Annotated in this window: 20 protein-coding genes; 5 read left to right on the plus strand and 15 right to left on the minus strand. The window is 67.8% G+C overall.

Features of this window, described 5'->3' with window-relative positions; all coding sequences use genetic code 11:
• Positions 1 to 3: 3 nt before the first annotated feature.
• From BM133_RS08075 to sctV, 13 genes are all read right to left on the minus strand, one after another.
• Entirely contained in the window at positions 4 to 1035 is a 1032-nt protein-coding gene (locus BM133_RS08075) for an EscU/YscU/HrcU family type III secretion system export apparatus switch protein (protein ID WP_093432861.1), read from the minus strand.
• 10 nt (positions 1036 to 1045) lie between these two features.
• On the minus strand, positions 1046 to 1825 hold the full coding sequence (sctT, locus tag BM133_RS08080) for a type III secretion system export apparatus subunit SctT (protein ID WP_093432862.1): 780 nt from the start codon (positions 1823 to 1825) through the stop codon (positions 1046 to 1048).
• Positions 1826 to 1841: 16 nt separating this feature from the next.
• The gene (locus BM133_RS08085) at positions 1842 to 2327 is read right to left on the minus strand and encodes a serine kinase (protein WP_093432864.1); all 486 of its coding nucleotides are present in this window, start codon (positions 2325 to 2327) and stop codon (positions 1842 to 1844) included.
• Positions 2324 to 3676 carry a FliI/YscN family ATPase gene (locus BM133_RS08090; RefSeq protein WP_093432865.1) on the minus strand — a complete coding sequence of 451 codons (1353 nt, stop codon included), beginning with the start codon at positions 3674 to 3676 and terminating at the stop codon, positions 2324 to 2326. Before BM133_RS08090 ends, BM133_RS08085 begins: the two co-directional genes overlap by 4 nt.
• A gap of 2 nt (positions 3677 to 3678) precedes the next feature.
• Positions 3679 to 4326 carry a type III secretion system stator protein SctL gene (gene sctL / locus BM133_RS08095; RefSeq protein ID WP_093432867.1) on the minus strand — a complete coding sequence of 216 codons (648 nt, stop codon included), beginning with the start codon at positions 4324 to 4326 and terminating at the stop codon, positions 3679 to 3681.
• Positions 4308 to 5018, minus strand: a complete 711-nt coding sequence (locus tag BM133_RS08100) for a type III secretion system protein (RefSeq protein ID WP_093432868.1) — start codon at positions 5016 to 5018, stop codon at positions 4308 to 4310. The genes sctL and BM133_RS08100 overlap by 19 nt, the downstream gene beginning before the upstream one ends.
• A gap of 8 nt (positions 5019 to 5026) precedes the next feature.
• A complete protein-coding gene (gene sctJ, locus BM133_RS08105; RefSeq protein ID WP_093432870.1) occupies positions 5027 to 5803 on the minus strand; it encodes a type III secretion system inner membrane ring lipoprotein SctJ in 777 nt (258 codons plus the stop codon).
• Positions 5800 to 6228: a hypothetical protein gene (locus BM133_RS08110; RefSeq protein ID WP_093432871.1), complete on the minus strand. Its 429-nt coding sequence runs from the start codon at positions 6226 to 6228 to the stop codon at positions 5800 to 5802. The genes sctJ and BM133_RS08110 overlap by 4 nt, the downstream gene beginning before the upstream one ends.
• 66 nt (positions 6229 to 6294) lie before the next feature.
• Positions 6295 to 6498: a hypothetical protein gene (locus BM133_RS08115; protein ID WP_007834711.1), complete on the minus strand. Its 204-nt coding sequence runs from the start codon at positions 6496 to 6498 to the stop codon at positions 6295 to 6297.
• A 141-nt stretch (positions 6499 to 6639) separates the two neighbouring features.
• Complete coding sequence (locus BM133_RS08120; RefSeq protein WP_093432873.1) at positions 6640 to 7815, minus strand: FHA domain-containing protein; 1176 nt, start codon at positions 7813 to 7815, stop codon at positions 6640 to 6642.
• A gap of 4 nt (positions 7816 to 7819) precedes the next feature.
• Positions 7820 to 9592 (minus strand): type III secretion system outer membrane ring subunit SctC, encoded by a 1773-nt coding sequence (sctC, locus tag BM133_RS08125; RefSeq protein WP_256219091.1) that lies wholly within the window; start codon positions 9590 to 9592, stop codon positions 7820 to 7822.
• Positions 9593 to 9624: 32 nt separating this feature from the next.
• Entirely contained in the window at positions 9625 to 9891 is a 267-nt protein-coding gene (sctS, locus tag BM133_RS08130; protein WP_007834706.1) for a type III secretion system export apparatus subunit SctS, read from the minus strand.
• Between the two features lie 49 nt (positions 9892 to 9940).
• Positions 9941 to 12013 carry a type III secretion system export apparatus subunit SctV gene (gene sctV, locus BM133_RS08135; RefSeq protein WP_093432876.1) on the minus strand — a complete coding sequence of 691 codons (2073 nt, stop codon included), beginning with the start codon at positions 12011 to 12013 and terminating at the stop codon, positions 9941 to 9943.
• A gap of 299 nt (positions 12014 to 12312) precedes the next feature.
• On the opposite strand from sctV, the gene sctQ reads away from it, so the two are divergent.
• Both sctQ and sctR read left to right on the plus strand, forming a co-directional pair.
• Positions 12313 to 13434: a type III secretion system cytoplasmic ring protein SctQ gene (gene sctQ / locus BM133_RS08140; protein WP_093432878.1), complete on the plus strand. Its 1122-nt coding sequence runs from the start codon at positions 12313 to 12315 to the stop codon at positions 13432 to 13434.
• Between the two features lie 14 nt (positions 13435 to 13448).
• A complete protein-coding gene (gene sctR / locus BM133_RS08145; RefSeq protein ID WP_093432880.1) occupies positions 13449 to 14108 on the plus strand; it encodes a type III secretion system export apparatus subunit SctR in 660 nt (219 codons plus the stop codon).
• Here the strand turns inward: sctR and BM133_RS08150 are convergent.
• Positions 14035 to 14769, minus strand: coding sequence for an FMN-dependent NADH-azoreductase (locus tag BM133_RS08150; protein WP_093432882.1), 735 nt, complete (start codon positions 14767 to 14769; stop codon positions 14035 to 14037). The genes sctR and BM133_RS08150 overlap by 74 nt on opposite strands.
• A 118-nt stretch (positions 14770 to 14887) precedes the next feature.
• Here BM133_RS08150 and BM133_RS08155 point away from each other — a divergent pair, with 118 nt between their 5' ends.
• The gene (locus BM133_RS08155; RefSeq protein ID WP_093432883.1) at positions 14888 to 15814 is read left to right on the plus strand and encodes a LysR substrate-binding domain-containing protein; all 927 of its coding nucleotides are present in this window, start codon (positions 14888 to 14890) and stop codon (positions 15812 to 15814) included.
• Here BM133_RS08155 and BM133_RS08160 read toward each other — a convergent pair whose 3' ends face one another.
• On the minus strand, positions 15815 to 16477 hold the full coding sequence (locus BM133_RS08160) for a TetR/AcrR family transcriptional regulator (RefSeq protein WP_093432885.1): 663 nt from the start codon (positions 16475 to 16477) through the stop codon (positions 15815 to 15817).
• Positions 16478 to 16564: 87 nt separating this feature from the next.
• Here BM133_RS08160 and BM133_RS08165 point away from each other — a divergent pair, with 87 nt between their 5' ends.
• Positions 16565 to 17419 (plus strand): NAD(P)H-binding protein, encoded by an 855-nt coding sequence (locus BM133_RS08165; RefSeq protein WP_093432886.1) that lies wholly within the window; start codon positions 16565 to 16567, stop codon positions 17417 to 17419.
• Positions 17419 to 17907, plus strand: a complete 489-nt coding sequence (locus BM133_RS08170) for an anthrone oxygenase family protein (protein WP_093435178.1) — start codon at positions 17419 to 17421, stop codon at positions 17905 to 17907. The genes BM133_RS08165 and BM133_RS08170 overlap by 1 nt, the downstream gene beginning before the upstream one ends.
• Positions 17908 to 17909: the final 2 nt, after the last annotated feature.

The following is a 17909-nucleotide window of genomic DNA, read 5'->3' on the forward strand; positions in this document are numbered from 1 at the left end:
GATTCATTCATTGCCCTGCGCCCAGCGCAGCAGCTTGGCCACCGGCGCATACAGCGCGCGCGGGATCGGCTGGTCCTGCGGCACCTCTTCGTAGATGCGCTCGGCCAGGGAGGGCTCGAATTCGGTCGGGATCAGGCCTTCGCTCGCGAAGCGCCGGATCTGCGCGGCGACCTCGCCCTCGCCGCGCGCGATCACGCGCGGCAGGTCGGTCTCGCCCAGGTACTGCAGGGCGATGGCGATGCGCGGCGAATGGATCACCGCCGACGCCGCGCGCACCCGGTCGTTCAGGCTCGCGTACACCGCCTCGAAGTACGCCGAGCGCCGCCGCGAGCGGTTGATGGGGTCGCCCTCCATCTCCTTGTATTCCTGGCGGATTTCCTCGATGGACATCCGCTGCTTCTTCATGAACTCGTGGTGCTCGTGCACGTAGTCGACCGCGGCCATCACCGCGTAGATCACCACGGCCCAGCCGAAGGCGACCAGCACCATGTGGGCGGAGGCCGTCATGATTCCCTCGGGCTGCGCGTAGCCCAGCTTGAGCGCGGTGTCCACGAAGCCGCGCACCACCACGAACATCAGCAAGGCCAGCAATGCGGTCTTGGTGCACATCTTCAGGAGGTTGATGAGGCTGCGCGTGGAGAAGATGCGGGTCAGGCCCTCGGCCGGGTTCATGCGGTTCACGTCGGGCTTCAGGCGCTCCCAGGCCGCCACGCCGCCCACCTGGAACAGCGAGCCGACGATGCCCGCGGCAGCGGTGATCGCCATGATCGGGAGCGTCCCCCACACCAGCGTTTCGCCCGTGTGCAGCAGCAGCTCCGCAAAGCGGTCTTCGGGCGCGGTCAGCAAGGTGGTGCTGGTCGCATGCAGCCACAGTTCCCGCAGCAGGCTGTAGATGAGCTGCCCGCCCAGCCACAGCGACAGCAGGACCACGACGAACACCACCGTGGAGGCCACGTCGGTGCTGAACACCACTTCACCGCGCTTGCGCGCATCGCGCAGGCGCTTGGCGGTGGGGGCCTGGTCTTTTTCTGCCATGCCGGGCCCGCTACAGCGTGGACCTCAGGAAATCGAGCACGCCGTTCTCGGGCCGGAGAAAGTCCTGCAGCGACTCGTACACGAAGAACAGGAACAGCAGCATCATCAGGTGCGCCAGCAGGCTCTTGAGCGGCTGCGCGAAGACGAACACGTTCAGCTGCGGCGCCACCCGGCCCACCAGGCCCACGCCCAGTTCCACCAGCAGCAGCACCACGATGACCGGCGAGGCCAGCTTCACGATCCACAGGAACAGCGTGTCGCCCTGGCGCACCGCGAACTGCTCCAGCACCAGGCCCAGGTTGGGAAAGAAGGAGCCGACCGGCCAGATGCGGTAGGAGTCGACGATCACGCCCAGCATCGCAAGCAACCCGCCCGCCGACACGAACAGCGTGATGACCATCCAGCCCAGGAACTCGCTGGTCACGCCGTTCTCGTGGCCGGCCACCGGGTCGAAGAACGAGGCGTTGCTGGAGCCCGTCTGGAAGTCGATCAGGTCGCCCACGCTCTGGATGGCCCAGATGAAGATGCCGAAGCCCAGGCCCAGCATCACGCCGATCAGCGCCTCCTTGCCGGCGATGAGCACCCAGGTGGCCATCGAGGCGGCCGGCACCTCGCCCGCCACCGGCGACATGAAGATCGCCAGCATCAGCAGGATGCCGTTGCGCACCGTGCCGGTGATCATGCCGCCCGAGAGAAAAGGCACGACCGCGAAGATCGCGAACAACCGCGGCAGCGTGAGCACCACCGCCGAGAAGAACTGCTCCATGTTGCCGAGTTCGAAGCTTTCCATGATCGGTGCTCCGGGCCTACGCTGGCCGCCGCATGGCCCAGGCCTGCGCGGTGCTCTCTTCGTTGGTGTCTTCGAGCCGCTGCTCCTGCAGGTGCAGGCGCTCAGAACGCGCGCGCTGCTGCATCTGCTGGGCCTTCTCCAGTTCGCCATGCGCGGCGCGGAGTTGCCGACGGCTTTCTTCCAGCACCTGCTCGCGCTCGGAGTGCGCACGCGCGGCCTGCGCGGTGACCTGGCCGGCTTCTGCGATCTGCGCATCGAGCGCGCCGCTCCAGGCGCCCGCGCTGCGAAACTCCGCCACGCTGACCTGACCGCCCGACAACGCGCCGCGTGTCGCTTCCCAATGCCGCAGCTTGTTCTGCACCTGCTCCTGCTGCGCGGCCTCGGCCTGATGCAACTGCGCCTGGCTTTCTTCGGCGGCTACACGGTCGCGCGCGACCACGCCCATCGCGGCGGTTTTTTGGCGCTCGCGCACGTCGGCCAGGAGCTTCCAGTCGATGCTCATCGGGCGCGCTCCGTGCGGGGTGCGTGGCGCAGCAGCGCGGCAACGGACTGCGCGAAGGGTTGGATGGTCTTGGGCGGCTGCGAGAGAAAGTCGAGCATCGCGGGCCGCGCCTGGATCGCCTCGTCGGCCAGCGCATCGCTGCCCGGGCGGTATTCGCCGATCTGCACCAGCAGTTCCATCTCCTGGTACTTGGCCAGCAGGCTGCGGAAATGCGCCGCCGCCGTGCCGTGTTCGCGCGTGGTCACCAGCGGCATCACGCGGCTGATGCTCGCGAGCACGTCGATGGCCGGATAGCGGTTGGCGGCCGCGATCTTGCGCGACAGCACGATGTGGCCGTCCAGGATCGAGCGCACCTCTTCGGCGATCGGGTCGTTCTCTTCGTCGCCTTCGGTCAGCACCGAATACACGGCGGTGATCGAGCCGGTCTTGCCCTGCCCCGCGCGCTCCAGCAACTGCGGCAGCATCGAGAAGATCGACGGCGGGTAGCTGCGCCGCGTCGGCGGCTCGCCGCTCGCGAGACCGATCTCGCGCTGCGCGCGCGCAAAGCGCGTGAGGGAATCGACCAGCAGCAGCACCTTCTTGCCCTGGTCGCGGAAGTGCTCGGCGATGGTGGTCGCCACATAGGCCGACTTGATGCGCTCCATCGGCGGCCGATCGGAGGTGGAGACCACCATCACCGTCTTGGCCAGGCCTTCGGGGCCCAGGTTGTGCTCGACGAATTCCTTCACCTCGCGCCCGCGTTCGCCGATCAGCGCGATCACGTTCACCTCGGCCGTCGAGCCACGCGCCAGCATGCCGAGCAACGTACTCTTGCCCACGCCTGGCGGCGCGAACACGCCGATGCGCTGGCCTTCGCCCACGGTGAGGAGCGCATCCACCGCGCGGATGCCGGTGGCAATCGGCGCATCGATCATGCGGCGCGCGAGCGGGCTCACCGGCTCGCGGTGCACCGGCAGCCGCGTGTGGGCGGCGAGCGCACCGAGCGCATCGATGGGATTGCCCAGCGCGTCGAGCACGCGGCCCAAGAGGCCCGCGCCCACGGGGCAGACATGGCCGCGTCCGGTCGGCACCACCTCGGTCAGCGCCGAGATGCCGGTGATCGAGCCGAGCGGCGTGAGGATGGCCGTGTTGCCGCGAAAGCCCACCACTTCGGCCAGCAGCGGCGGCTCGCCCGGCGTGACCAGCTCGCACAGCTCGCCCACGTGCGCCTGGATGCCCGTCGCGTCGATCAGCATGCCCACCGCCTTGCTGACCCGCCCGCGCATCGCCACCGGCGTGACGTGGGAGAACGCGGCCTCCAGTTCGGCCACGATGCCCAGGGCGGCGTCGGCCATGCCGATCTGCTGCATGTTCACTGCGCCCTCCCCGATGTGCCCGAGGGCACCAGCATGCCGCCCTGCTCGACCGCGCGGCGGAACGCCTCCAGCTGCGCATCGACGCCGATCTCCAGCACGCCGGTGGAGGTCTGCACGAGGCAGGCGCCGGACGGCAGGTCGGCATCGGGCGTGATGGTCACGGCCATGTTCCAGTTGGCATCGGTGCGCAGGCGGTGCAGCGTCTCGCGCATGTGGGCCTCCTGCGCCGGCGCCACGCGCACGGTGATGAACGACTCGGCGCGCAGCAGCGCCTCGACCCGCAGCAGCGCCGAGCGGAACAGCACCGCGGGGTCGGCCTCGGCGAGGAACTGGCCCACGGCCTTGACCACGATCTGCGCCATCGAGGTGCGCAGCGCATGCAATTGCCGCTCGACCGCCATGCTGTCAGTGACGAGCTGCCGCGCGTATTCGGCGCGCGCCTGCGCAAGGCCCTCTTCGTAGCCCTTGCGCCGGCTCGCCTCGGCGCCGGACTCGGCCTGCTGGCCGATGCGGGCGGCCTCTTTGCGCGCGGTGTCCACCACCGCCGACGCATCGAGCAGCGCCGCATATTCGTTTTCCTTCAACACCTTGCGCTCGCTCAGGAGCTGCAGGTTGTCGGTGGTGATCAGAAAAGCCAGTCCCATTGCGGCAGTCTTTCGGGAACGATGCACGAGAGCATCAGTTCGTTGAGTTGCAGGGCCTGGCGCGGCTCGAAGACCGGCACGCTCAGGGCGGCGATGCGGCGCGGCAGCTTGTGCTTCAGGCGCTGGAGCACGAGCTCTCCTTCGGCGGCCGCCGCGCCCAGCAGCAGGCGGTAGCCGCGGTCGATCACCACGCGGCCGGTGGCGATGGGCCGCTGCTGCACCATGGCGCTGTCCATGCGCAGCTCGGTGAGCTGGGGCACGCGGTCGAGCACGAAGTCGACGGCGTCGCGGTCGAAGCGGCGCGCCTGGCGGCGGATCTGCAGGCCCGCGCCGCCGCGCACCTTGAAGAGCGGCAGGTGCGCGCAGAAGCCGAGGTAGGCGGCCAGGCGGCGCAGCGATGCGGCATCGAGCAACGCGAGGCGCTTCAGGCGCGAGTCGAAGTTGTAGTCGGCCGCGGCGTGCGCCTGGACCGGACCCTTTGCGTGTTCCCGTCGCAGCAGGTCGGCCAGCACCGCGCGGCCGGCCGGCCCCATGCGCGCCACCGAGCGGTGCCGCACCGGCCAGTTGGCCGGCAGCCAGCTTGGATGCAGGTCGGCCTCGGGGTGCAGGTTGAAGCGCATCACCAGGCGCACCAGGTCCATCGGGCCGGGCATGGCCGCAGGGGTGGTGGGTGCGGTGGTCTGCGCCTGCATGGGTGAGGTCAGCGCTTCAGGACCTGGCGGCGCATCCAGGTGCGCCAGTCCTGGCCCTGCCGGCGCAGCAAGGTCGGCAGCGCCATGAGGCAGATGGCGGCCAGCAGCAGCAGGCCCAGCAGCACCATCGCGGTCTGCGTGGAGAACAGGCCGAGCACCATCGGCTCGCCGACGGGCGCGCCCGTGGAAGTGGTGCGTGCGATGCGGCGCGCCTCGAACAGCGACAGCGACACCTGGTCGTGCGTGAGGCCTTCGATGCTGTGCGCCACCATGTCCTTTACCGCGGGTGCCAGCAGGCGCAGGTCGACGTCGGGCCGGTGCTTGATGAACACCGCCGCGGACGACGGCCGGATCTTCTCGCTCAGCGGATCGTTGGCCGGAATGACCACGTGCACCCGTGCGTCCACCACGCCGTCGATGCTGCGCAACGTCTGCGACAGCTCCTGCGACATCGCGTAGATGTAGCGCATGCGCTCTTCCGAAGGCGTGGACACCAGCCCCTGCTTCTGGAACACCTCGCCCATGCTCACGTAGCGCTCGGCCGGCAGGCCCTGCACGCGCAGCACGTCCAGCGCCTGGCTCAGGCGGTCTTCCTCGACCTCGACCTGCCAGTTGGCGCCTTCCAGCTTGGTCTTGGTCGCGCCGATGCCCTCGCCCGACAGGGCCGCGACGATCTCGTTGGCCTCCTGCTCCTTGAGGTTGGAATAGAGCGCGACCTTGCAGCCCGCCAGGGCCAGGAGCAGCACGAGCGCGGCAAGCCAACGCGGGCTTCGGAATGGCCTCATTGCTGGTTCTTCAGCAGGCTGCCGAACAGGCTGGTCGCGGCGCTGGCCAGCCCGGTGGAAATATGCATTCGCGCGAACATCATGTTCGCTTCCATGGCGTGATCGGTCATCACGAACATGGTCTTGATGGGGTCGGCGAAATCGATGGACTCCAGCATGCTCTTGCGCATGTCTTCCATCGAGCGCACGTTGCCCGACAACTGCGCGGCCAGCGACTTGGCCGCATCGCCGATCGCACTCGGCGCGCTCGTTCCGACCGGTGCCTGCGCGCCTTGCATCATGTTGGCGAACATGCGCGTCTCGCCCGGCTCGAAGTGCGAGGGGCGCACCGTCTGCTGCGCCTGGGTGGCGTTGGCAGATGCGGTGGATGCCGTGGCTTCGGGTGGCGGCGCGCTGATCGCGGCAGAGGCAATGGGGTCGGTCATGGTTCAAACTCCTCGCAAAGAAAAAAGGGCCGCGCGAAGCCCGTCGGCTTCGCGCATGCCTCACCGTCAGTTCTGCTTGGCGGACTGGCGGATGTCGTTGCCGGTGGACTTGGCCACTTCGGTGCCGGCGGCGTTGGCGCCGTTGACCGTCTGCGCGGTGGCGGCTGCGCCGGAAATGGTCGCGCCCGCAGCCATGCTGACGCTCATCAGGCGAGCCTGGTCGGCCGCGGCTTGCTGCATTTGCTGGATCGAGGTGTCGACTGCGCTCATGGTGAAACTCCTGTTGAAGGTTGAGGTTTGTTCAATTGCGGATGAAAGCGCTCCGCCCTTCGGCGAAGCCATTCCATGCGGCGCACCGCGGTGCATCTGCGCATGAAATCGGGGAACGCGAGGTGATGCAGAACACGTCCTTCACCTCGCGGGTTTCTTGTTGGGTACACCGCCACTCAGCACCAACCCATCGACATCGATGCTCTTCAGTTCTGCGCCCGAGCGCAACACCGAGCCTTCGTAGTAGCGGTTGCCGTTGGCCAGCTGGATGTGGCGCAAGCCGTTGCTGTCCTCGGTGATGCTCACCATGCGCGCGGGCAGCACGCTTTGCCAGTTTTCCCACTGGGCGCGCACGTCGTCGTCCTTGTTCTCGGCCTTGGGTTTCTCGCGGTACTGCACCTTGTCGGAGACCAGCACCGAGGGGTGCAGGTCTTCGCTGAGGCGCCGGATCTTCTGCCGCACGGCCGCGTCTTCCACCGTGCCCGTGAGCACCAGCCGTCCCTGCCCCGAGTAGGTGACGGCCACGCCCGGGTCGTCAACGTAGCGGCGCGCCTGCTCCACCATGTCCTCGGCCGAATGCACGTTGACGCTGACCTTGCTGCCGAAGCGCGCCATCGCGTCCTCGAGCGTGCGGCGGCGCTGCTTCGATTCCACGTAGCCCTTCACGCCGAACTGCCCGCCGGGCGCCGCGATGACCTCCACCTCGGGGAACGGCACGAGCGCCTTTTCCACCTCGGCCAGGTTCACGCTGTTGCCGCCCGCCCCGCCGTTGCGATCGCCGCCCAGCGACATCGCGGCAATGCCGAGCACGGCCAGGATCGCGACCACGCCACCGACCCACAGGCCCAGCCGCTGCGTGCGCGAGGCCGGCTGGCCCGCGAGCACGCGCTCATCGGGCAATGCGCCATGCGCAGGCGCGAACATGCGGTCTTCCTGCGCATGCGTGGGATAGGTGCGGTCGAGCTGGAAGTCGATCTGCCCCACGCTCACGATGTCGCCGGCCACCACGCTCTTGCGCGGCTGCTGCATCTCTTCGCCATTCAGGCGCGCCGAGGCGGTGCCCAGTCGCTGCATCGACACCACCAGCTCTCCCACGGTGAAGGCCAGGTGCCGCGGCAGCACGTCGCCGCCCGGCAGCATCACCTCGCACTCGCCGCCCGAGCCGAGCACGTTGATGCCGGGCTTGAGCACGATGGTGCGGCCCTTCACCGCGCCGCTCAGGAAGCGCAGGCACCAGCCCGCCGCCTGCGCGTGCGCGCCTTGTGGTGCGGGAGCTTCCGCGGCCGGCTCGTCGTCGAACGGAATGTCGCCATTCATCGGTTCAACCTCCGGGCTCGGGCAAGGGCAGCGTCGGCACCGAGGCCGTCGAGCCGGGCGTGACCAGGCGCGGCGTCAGCAGGTAGAAGCGCTCCATGTTGTTCTGCTTCTTGTCGGTGTAGCGAAAGAGCCCGCCGACGCCCGGAATGTCCTTCAGGAGCGGCACGCCCGTGATGGCGTTGCTCTTCTCCTCCGACGAGTAGCCCGCGATCAGGAGGCTCGCGCCCTCGTCCACCAGTGCCTGCGTGTTGACGGTGCGGCGCCGCACGATCGGGATCTTGTCGACCGACTGCGGGCTCAGGTCGCCATCGACGATGTCGATGGACATCATCACGCCGCGGCCGGTCTTCTCGTCGATGATGAGCGGCGTCACGCGCACGGCGGTGCCGGCGGTGATGCTGAAGAGGCCCGCGTCCTGGAAGCCGTCCACGCGCACGTAGAACTCGCTCAGGTTCTCCAGCACCGCCTCGGTGTTGTCCAGCGTCATCACCTTCGGGCGGGCCACGAAATTGGCGTTGCCATTGGTGGCCAGCGCGGTGACGCGGGCCAAAAGGTAGTTGCGCGCGCTGTTGCCGATGGCCGCGGTGAACATGCCGCCAAGCGGCGTGAGCGGGTTGCCCGAGGTGTCGGCGCTGCCGATCTGACCCGCCTCGCTGCCCGTGCCGCCCCAGGTGAGCGGCCCGCGGTCGCCGCGGCCGGTCTGGAAGTCGGCGTGGCGGCCATGCAGGCGCCAGTCCACGCCCAGGCTCGTGAGGTTGTCGGAACTGATGTCCATGATGGTCACCTCGATCTCGACCAGCCGCGGGCGGGTGTCCATCGATTCGATCAGCTTGGCGTACTGCGCCATCTTGTCGGGCATGTCGCGCACCAGCACCGCGTTCATGCGCGTGTCGGCCTGGAACTGCGGCAGCTCGTTGCCCGCGACGCTCGACATGCCGCCCAGCGTGGTCGCGTCGCCGCCCTGCCCCGCGCCCGCGATGTCGATCTTGGGTGCGTTGATGGTCTCGCCGCTGCGCAGCTTGATCTGCCGGTTCGGGCCCACCGACAGCGTGCCGTTGGTGCCGCGCCCGCCGGAGCCGCCGCCCGAAGACTGGTTGCCGGTGCTGCGGCCATAGAGACTGCGCAACACGTTGGCCACGCCCGGAATCACCGTCTCCTTGCCCGAGCGGTTGATGCGGAAGTCCGAAGCCCAGGCGTACTTGAGCGGAAAGAGCCGGATCTCCGCGCCCTCGGCCATCGCGGTCTTCTGGTCCGCGAGCTTCACGGCCTGGCGCACCATCTCCACGTAGCGGCGCGGGCCGGTCACGTAGACGCTGGCGTCGCGCTCGCTGATGCTCAGCGGATAGCGCTCGTCGGAGATGTGCAGCCGCACCAGCGTCTCGGCGATGCGCCCGGCGTTCTCCGCCGCGATCGGCAGCACCTCGCTCTTGGCGTCGGCGGCCAGGTCGACGAAGAGGAATGCGCCGTCGTAGTACCAGGTGAGGCCGTTGACCGAGCAGACGCTGTTCAGGATGTTCTTTGCCGGCCCGTCGAACTTGCCGCTGATCACGCCGTTGACCTTCGGGTCGATCACCGCGGTGATGCCCTGCGACGATGCGAGCTCGCGCAGGAAGTCGTTCAGCGGCTTCTCGTTGGCGATGATCTGGAAGGGCTTGTTCTGCCAGCGGAACTCCGCCGCCATGCTGTGCTGCACGGCGAGCAGCATGAGCATCGCGCAGCCCAGCAGCATGAAGGCCTGCCGCCGAGCGAGGAGAAGGCGTGCGGCGACGGTCGTCATCATCGTTGCAACAGTCACGACAGTCACGACAGTCACGACAGCGAGGTCAGCGACAGGAAGGCGCGCTCGGCGAAGCGCATCACGTCGCGCCCCAGCCATCCGGCCGTGACGATGATCGCCACCATCACCGCGATCAGCCGCACCGACTGGCCGATGCTCTGGTCCTGCACCTGCGTCACCGCCTGCAGCACCGCCACGACGAGCGACGACAGCGTGGCCACCACCACCACCGGCAACGAGATCCACAGCACGAGCATGAGGCCCTCGCGCGTGATGTCCAGGATGTTCTGCGGTGTCATGGCTGGTTTCGGTTCCCTCGGATAACAGGTTGTTGTGGTCGTTCATCGATCAGTGCGCTTGGGGATTGGTGATCCATCCCACCGGTTGCAGGGCCACGTCGTCGTCGATCTCCTGGTACGACAGCACCGCCAGTTGCGGCGCCACCGGCTCGATCAGGTTCTTGATGTAGCGCCGCACGTCGGACGAGGCGATGGCCACCACGCGGTTGGCGGTGGAGCCGAGCACGCGGCGCAGCTGTTCGCGGATGTCCTGCGTGACCGCCGGGCTCAGCAGCAGCAGGTTGCCGCGCGGCGAGCGTTCGATGGCGTTCTGCACGCGGTCCAGGAGGCTGGACTCGAACAGGATTGCCTCCAGCTGGCGGTTCGCCCCGACGTAGCGGCTGGTGATGTAGCGCCCCAGGTGGATGCGCACCAGCTCGGTGAGCGCGATGCCGTCCTGCTCCTTGGCCGCCCACATCGTCAGGCTCTCGAAGATGGCGTGCAGGTTGCGGATCGGAATGCCCTCCTGCAGCAGTCGGCGCAGCACCTCGGCGATGCGCCGGGCCGAGGCCACGCGCAGCACTTCGGCGGCGAGCTCGGGCGCATCGCGCTGCACCGAATGCAGGAGGCGCTGCACTTCCTGCAGGCCGATGAGGTCCTTCACGTTGCGGCGCACGGTGTGGTCCACGTGCAGGCCCACGACCTCTGCGCCCGTCCATGTCGTGAGGCCCGGTTCGGGGCCCGGCACCCACACCACGCGCGAGAACGGACCGAAGGGCTCGGCGACTTCGGCACCCGGCGGCGTGGCGACCGCCTGCGCCGGATCGACCAGCAGCCAGTCGGGCTTGAGCGTGCCGCGGGCCACGGCCACGTCGTGCACCAGCACCTGGTATTCGTTGTCGGCCAGGCCATCGACGTAGTTCAGCTGCAGGCGTGGAAAGATCGGGCCGAGGTCGGATTCGACGGAGGTCTTCACGAGCGAGAGATGCTGGTCGAGCACATAGCGATCGACCGCGCTGCGCAGGCCCGAGGACAGGCGCACCGCGAGCGGCGCGGCAATCGCATGGTCGGTGTCGGTTTCCTCGGCCGCCACGCCGCCGCCGTGCGAGATCCAGCCCGGCGTGTTGCGCTGCTGGCGCAGCATGCGCATCGTGAAGCCCAGCCCGAGCAGGATGGCGGCCAGCACGCCGAACACCCACTTCGGAAAGCCCGGCACGATGAGGAAGCTGGCCACTGCCAGGCCCGCGATGATGAGCGCGCGCGGATGCGCCATCAGCTGGTCGCCGATCTGCTGCGCGAGCTGCGAGTCGCGGCGGTCGCCGGTGCTCACGCGGGTGATGACGATGCCCGCGGCAATCGACACCAGCAGCGACGGAATCTGCGACACCATGCCGTCGCCCACCGTGAGGATGGCGTAGCGCTGCAGCGCGCCGCCCAGCGTCATGTCGTGCATCAGCGTGCCGATGGCGATGCCCGCGAGGATGTTGACCAGCGCGATCACGATGCTGGCGATGGCGTCGCCCTTGACGAACTTCATCGCGCCGTCCATCGCGCCGTGCAGCTGGCACTCCTGCTCCAGCAGGCGGCGCTGCTTCTGCGCCTTGGCCGAAGACAGCACGCCGGCGCGCACGTCGGCGTCGATGCTCATCTGCTTTCCGGGCATGGCGTCGAGCGCGAAGCGCGCCGCCACCTCGGCCACGCGCTCGGAGCCCTTGGCGATCACGATGAACTGCACGATCGCGATGATGAGGAACACCACGCCGCCGACCACCACGTTGTTGCCCACGATGAGCTTGCCGAAGGTGTCGATGATGTGGCCCGCATTGGCATGCAGAAGGATCAGCTTGGTGGACGCGATGTTCAGCGCGAGGCGAAACAGCGTGGTGAACAGGAGCAGCGAGGGAAAGGTCGACAGCGACAGCGCCGAAGGCACGTACATCGCGACGATCAGCAGCACCAGGCTGATGGCCAGGTTGCTCGCGATCAGGAAGTCGAGCAGCGGCGTGGGCAGCGGCAATACGAACAGCGCCACCACCACCACGAGCAAGGCCGCGAGCAGCAGATCGTTGTAGCGGCCCGCATTGCCCAGCAGGTCGCGAAAGCTTCCGCGGTACTGTTGAAGAGATCGCGAGGGACTCGCCATTGCGTCCTTGCCCAAGTGGAATCCTGGAGTTGTTTTGTGATGCGCACTGCACTCCAGTTGCACAACGAACGTGAAGAACATCACGTCGCGATGGACTCTAAGCGGCGCCCTCCGATCACGGCAACCACGAGTTCTCGTAAGTACGAAGGACTTGTGGCGCAGGCGGCACTACGCGTTCACGTACTACCTGCGCCCAGCCCCTTTCGCTAAGCTGCGCCGACCCGATGCGAAGCCTTTCGCGTTGCTCCAAGGTATGTAGACAGTGACAGGACGTAGCCGTTGTTCGAACGAAAGCATGCATGCAGAGCCACGCCGTTGAAGTGGTGACCGAGCTCGGCGAGGCCCGTGCGTTGCCCCGTGCCGATGCGGCGAACGTGCGGGCGCTCAACCGCCTGTATGCAGCCGCGCCGTTGCATGGCGTGGCGGCGCGCGGCACGAGCTACCGGCTCGCGTGGCACCACGACGCGGCCTTCGGCCACACCACGCGCGAGCGCTACAGCTTCAGGCTCGGTGCGCACGTCGGCCATCTCGCCATGGATGCGCCGAGCATGCAGGTGCTGCTCGGCGAGCGGCGCATCGACCTGTTGCCGCGCGACCTGCGCTACATCCTCCTGGCCGATGCGCTGCACCCGGTGATCGATGCGCTGGAGAAAGCACTGCGCCTTCATTTCGAATGGCAGCCGTCGGAGGCCGAAGCCCGCGAGCCGCGCGATGCGCGAGAGGTCCGCGAGCAGCCGCTCGTGCATTGCGACCCCGAGCGCGCGGCCTTCTTCGTGGCCACGCCCTCTGACGGCGGCGCGATGCTGCGCGGCTTCGTGCAGTTCGACGATGCCGCCACGCTCGACGCGCTCGTGCCGCCCACCACCGGCCCGCTGCATGCCGTGCGCACCAGCGAGGCCTTCCACACGCTGCGCATGCCGGTGAGCTTCCTGCTCGGCAGCACGCCGATCCAGCTGCGCGAGATCAGCAGCATCCGTCCCGGCGACATCGTCGGCATCGAGCAATGGCGTTCTTCGGGCGGCGGCATCGTCGTCACCGCCGCGCTGGGCGGCCCGACGGGGCTCTTTCTCTCGGCCGTGGCCGAAGGCTCGCGCATCACCGTTCAGCAATCGAGAGACAGTGCCATGAAGCCAGACACGCCCGCCGACCCTGCGGCCGCCGCAGACAACAACGTCAACCTGCCGCTCGACCGGCTCGATGCGCTGGAGGTGACGCTGCGCTTCGAGGTGGGCGACCTGTCGCTCTCGCTCGGCGAATTGAAGAGCATTCGCGCGGGCCACGTGTTCGACCTGGCCGAGCCGCTGAACCGCAGCCCGGTGCGCATCCTGGCGCACGGCAACGTGCTGGGCAAGGGCTACCTGGTGGCGGTGGGCGATCGCCTGGGGGTGCGCGTGTCCGAGTTCGCGCCCGGCGAAGTCTGAACGGGACGGCACCGATGCAAGGAGGAATTCCGGAGCCCCTGACCCTCGTCGCGGTGATGGTCGCGTTCGGCTTTGCGACCTTCGCCGCGCTGATGGTGACCAGCTACACCAAGCTGGTGATCGTGTTCGGCCTCCTGCGCACCGCGCTCGGCCTGCAGCAGACGCCGCCGAACATGGTGCTCAACGGCATCGCGATCATCCTGACGGTCTACATCATGGCGCCGGTCGGCATGGACATCGGCGACACGCTGCGCACCCGCAACTTCGGCGTCAAGGGCGAGAGCATGGGCGACATCATGGCGGTGATCGATGCCGCCAAGGTGCCGGTGAAGGAGTTCCTGCAGAAGCACACGCACGAGCGGGAGCGCCAGTTCTTTCTGAAATCGGCCTCCAACATCTGGCCCAAGGCGCGTGCCGAGCAGTTGAGGGACGACGACTTCATGGTGCTGGTGCCCAGCTTCACGCTCAGCGAGCTGACGCGCGCGTTCCAGATCGGCTTCATCATCTACCTGGTGTTCGTGGTGGTGGACCTGATCGTGGCGACGGTGCTGCTCGCGCTGGGCATGTCGATGATCTCGCCCACCACCATCTCGCTGCCGTTCAAGCTGTTGCTGTTCGTGATGCTGGATGGGTGGACGCGGCTCGTTCACGGGCTTGTTCTTTCGTACCGCTGAGTTCATCCACGAGGCGATCGACCGCCGCCTCGGCCTTGCGCATCGACTGCGCGAGCTGCTCGCCGCCGAACTCGTCGCACTCCACCGCCGCCTCGTGCACGTCGGTGATGCCGATGTAGCCGAACACCGAGCGCACCGAGGCCTCGGCGTGGTTCAGGTGCGCGATGCGCCCGCCCTTGTCGTAGCCATGGTCGCCGCGCGCGCCGAGCAGCACCATGCGCTTGCCGGCGCCGGCGAGCATCGGCCAGTAAGGCACTGCGCCGCGCGCGCGATCGAAGCCGAAGGTGCGGCCCACGCGCACGATGTTGTCGATGTACGCCTTGAACTGCGCGGGCACGCTGAAGTTGTACATCGGCAGGCCCACCACGATCAGGTCGGCGGCGACGAGCTGGTCGACGAGGCGGTCGCTTTCGGCGAGCACCTCGGCCATCCAGGGTTCGCGGTCGGCCGGGGCGGTGAAGGCGGCGTGGATCCAGCGGCTGTCGACGTAGGCCGGCGGATGCTGGCCTACGTCGAGGTGGTCGATGCGGTCGTCGGGCCGCGTCTTGCGCCAATGTTCGACGAAGCGTGCCGAGAGGCGCCGCGTGTGCGAGCCGTGAGGGTCGGTGCCCGAGATGCCCGGGCGGGCGCTGGCGTCGATGTGAAGCAGATTGAGGGTCATTGGGTTCGCTCCGTGAATGGATGAGTTGATCTACGCTGTGTTGCGCTGTCAGAATGACTGCACAGGCCTTGAATCTATGGACACGCCTGGCCATTTACAAACGATCATTTCTCCTCGAATGCAAGAGACTGGCTCATCTGTTCGCCCATCACGTCGCCTGCCGCCCCTGCTCTCGCTGCGGGCCTTCGAGGCGGCGGCCGCGCACCTGAGCTTCCAGCGCGCGGCGGCCGAACTCTCGGTCACGCCCTCGGCGATCAGCCACCAGGTGCGTGCGCTCGAAGACACGCTGGGGCAACCGCTGTTTCGCCGGCTCACGCGGCAGCTCGCGCTGACGCCCGCGGGCCAACGGCTCTTCGACGACCTGCGCATGGGCTTCGATGCGCTCGAAGCGGGCGTCGAACGGCTGCGCCGGCCTGCGGTTTCGCAGTCGGTCACGCTCACCACCAACACGGCCTTCGCGGCGCGCTGGGTGCTGCCGCGCATGACGGCGTTCCGCAAGGCCTGCCCCGGCATCGAACTGCGGCTGCACGCGGGCGACACGGTGGTCGATCTTTCGCGCGGCGATGCGGACATCGCGGTGCGCTCGGGCAGCGGCAACTGGCCGGGGCTGGTATCGAGCGAACTGATGCCCGAGCGCTACGCGCCCTTGTGCAGCCCGATGCTGGGGCTGCGCCGCAAGGGCGATCTGCCCAAGCACCAGCTGATCCACTGCGACTGGCAACCGCAGGCGCTTGCGCCGGCACTGTGGTCGCGCTGGTTTCGCGAAGCGGGCATCGCGGCGCCGCGTGGCCGCTCGGCCAGGGCCGCGGGCCTGTCGTTCTCGGACGAGACGCACGCAATGCTCGCCGCGCTGGCAGGCCATGGCGTCGCGCTGCTGAGCCTCACGCTCGCGGCCGAAGAGCTGCGCAGCGGCGCGCTGGTGCAGCCCTTCGGGCCGGCGCTCGATACGGGGAGCTACTTTCTCGCGACTGCGAACGGGCGGGAGAACGAGCCCGCGATTCGCGCGGTGTGGCAGTGGATCGAATCGCAGGCCGCGGCCAGCTGATCAGGCGAGCGGATCGGTGATCTCGCGAAGCGCCATGCGCTTGTAGGCCGCCACCAGCGCCGCGCCTTCGGCCGGCTCGACCGCGATGGCCAAGCGAATGGTCGCCTCGCCCATCTCCCAGATCAGGAAAGCGGCCTGCTCGATGCGCTTGATGTCCGCGCGGGCGCGCACCCTGTGCACCTTGAGCATCGCGTCGGCCAGCATCTGCCCGCAGGCGCGGCTTTCTGCGATCTGCAGGGCCAGCAACTGCTTGTCGGCCTGCATGCCGCTCCAGATGTCGCGCATCACAGGGCGCTCGTTGACGATCGCGTAGTACACGTCCACCAGCGCGGCGAAGGATGACTGCAGGCTCGACAGGTCCACCACGTCCTTGAGGCCGTCGCGGATGCACTCGCGACTGCCTGCGTTGATGCGCTCGGCCAGCATGCGGATCAGCGCAGCCTTCTCGGGGAAGTACTGGTAGAGCGAGCCGATCGAGATGCCGGCCGATGCGGCGACCTCGCTCATCTTCAACTGGTCGCTTCCGCCTCGCACGATGAGCTCGGCGGCCGCTTCCAGGATGCGCTCCACGCGCGCCTTGCTGCGCTCCTGGATGGGACTCTTCCTGGCCGAGGGCGCCTCGGCGACGGCCACCTGCGATGGCAAAGGTGTGCTACGTGTCATGGCTTTGTCCGGGGGTTGACATTCAAAATGTGAGTAACTATCATTTTTTACGTGAGCATTACTCACATTATCTCAAGGAGTTCGAAAATGGCAATCAGCAGCAGCACCCGGGATGATGCACATCCCATTCTGGTTCTCGGCGCGAACGGCAAGACGGGCGGGCGCGTCCTGCAGCGGCTGCGCGCCGCCGGCCACGCGGTGCGCGCCGGCTCGCGCTCCGCAGAGCCGCCCTTCGAGTGGGAAGACCGCGCCACCTGGAAAGCCGCGCTCAAGGGCGTTCGCGCCGTCTACGTTGCCTACCAGCCGGACCTGTGCGTGCCGGGCGCCGTCGACACGGTGATCGCGTTCTACGACGCAGCCGCCAAGGCCGGCGTCGAAAGGATCGTGCTCCTGTCGGGCCGGGGCGAACCCGAAGCGCACGACGCCGAGCGCGCCCTGCAGGCGGCCACCGCGCTCGACTGGACCATCGTGCGCGCCAGCTGGTTCTTTCAGAACTTCAGCGAGAACTACTTTCTCGACGAGATCGTTGCAGGCGCGATCACGCTGCCCGAAGGGCTCGCCGCGGAGCCCTTCATCGATGCCGACGACATCGCCGACATCGCGGCCGAAGCGCTCGTCGACAGCCGCCACAGCCGCAAGCTCTACGAACTGACCGGACCCCAGGCCTTCACCTTCCCGGAAGCCATTGCACAGATCGCCCGTGCAACGCATCGCCAGATCGACTGCCGCATCATCCCGATGGACGACTACGCCGGGCTCCTGGCCGAAGCGGGGCTGCCGAAGGACCTCTGCTGGCTCGTGGTCTACCTGTTCACCACCGTGCTGGACGGCCGCAACACACCCGTCGCCCACGGCGTGGAGCAAGCGTTGGGCCGCCCGCCCCGCACCTTCGCCGACTACGTTGCGCGCACGGCCCCGACCGGGGTCTGGGGAGCCAGGTGATGATGGGCAAGACGGCCACGGTACTGATCCTGGCCAGCGCCTTTTCCACGGCGATGGTCGCCGGCATCTTCTACGCGTTCTCTTCGTTCGTGATGCCCGCGCTCGCGCGCATCCAGAACAGCGAAGGCATCCACGCGATGAACGCGATCAACGTCACGGTGATCACGCCCGGCTTCATGCTCTTGTTCATGGGCAGCGCGGTGCTGGGCATCGTGCTGGGCGGCTGGTCGCTGTTCTCGATCTCGCAGCTCGACTCGCAACTGGTCCTGCTCGCGAGCCTGCTCTACGTGGTCGGCTGCTTCGGGGTGACGATGGTTCTCAACGTGCCGCTGAACGACCAGCTCGCGGCGACATCGCCCACCGACGGCCACGTGTTCTGGCAGGCCTATCTGAAGACCTGGACGATGTGGAACAGCGTGCGGACGGCGTCGTCGGCACTCGCTGCGATCGTCTTCGTTGCGGCGGCGCTGAAGCGGGCTGCGGTGTAAGT

This window comes from Variovorax sp. 770b2, from assembly GCF_900115685.1.
Classification (GTDB): domain Bacteria; phylum Pseudomonadota; class Gammaproteobacteria; order Burkholderiales; family Burkholderiaceae_C; genus Variovorax.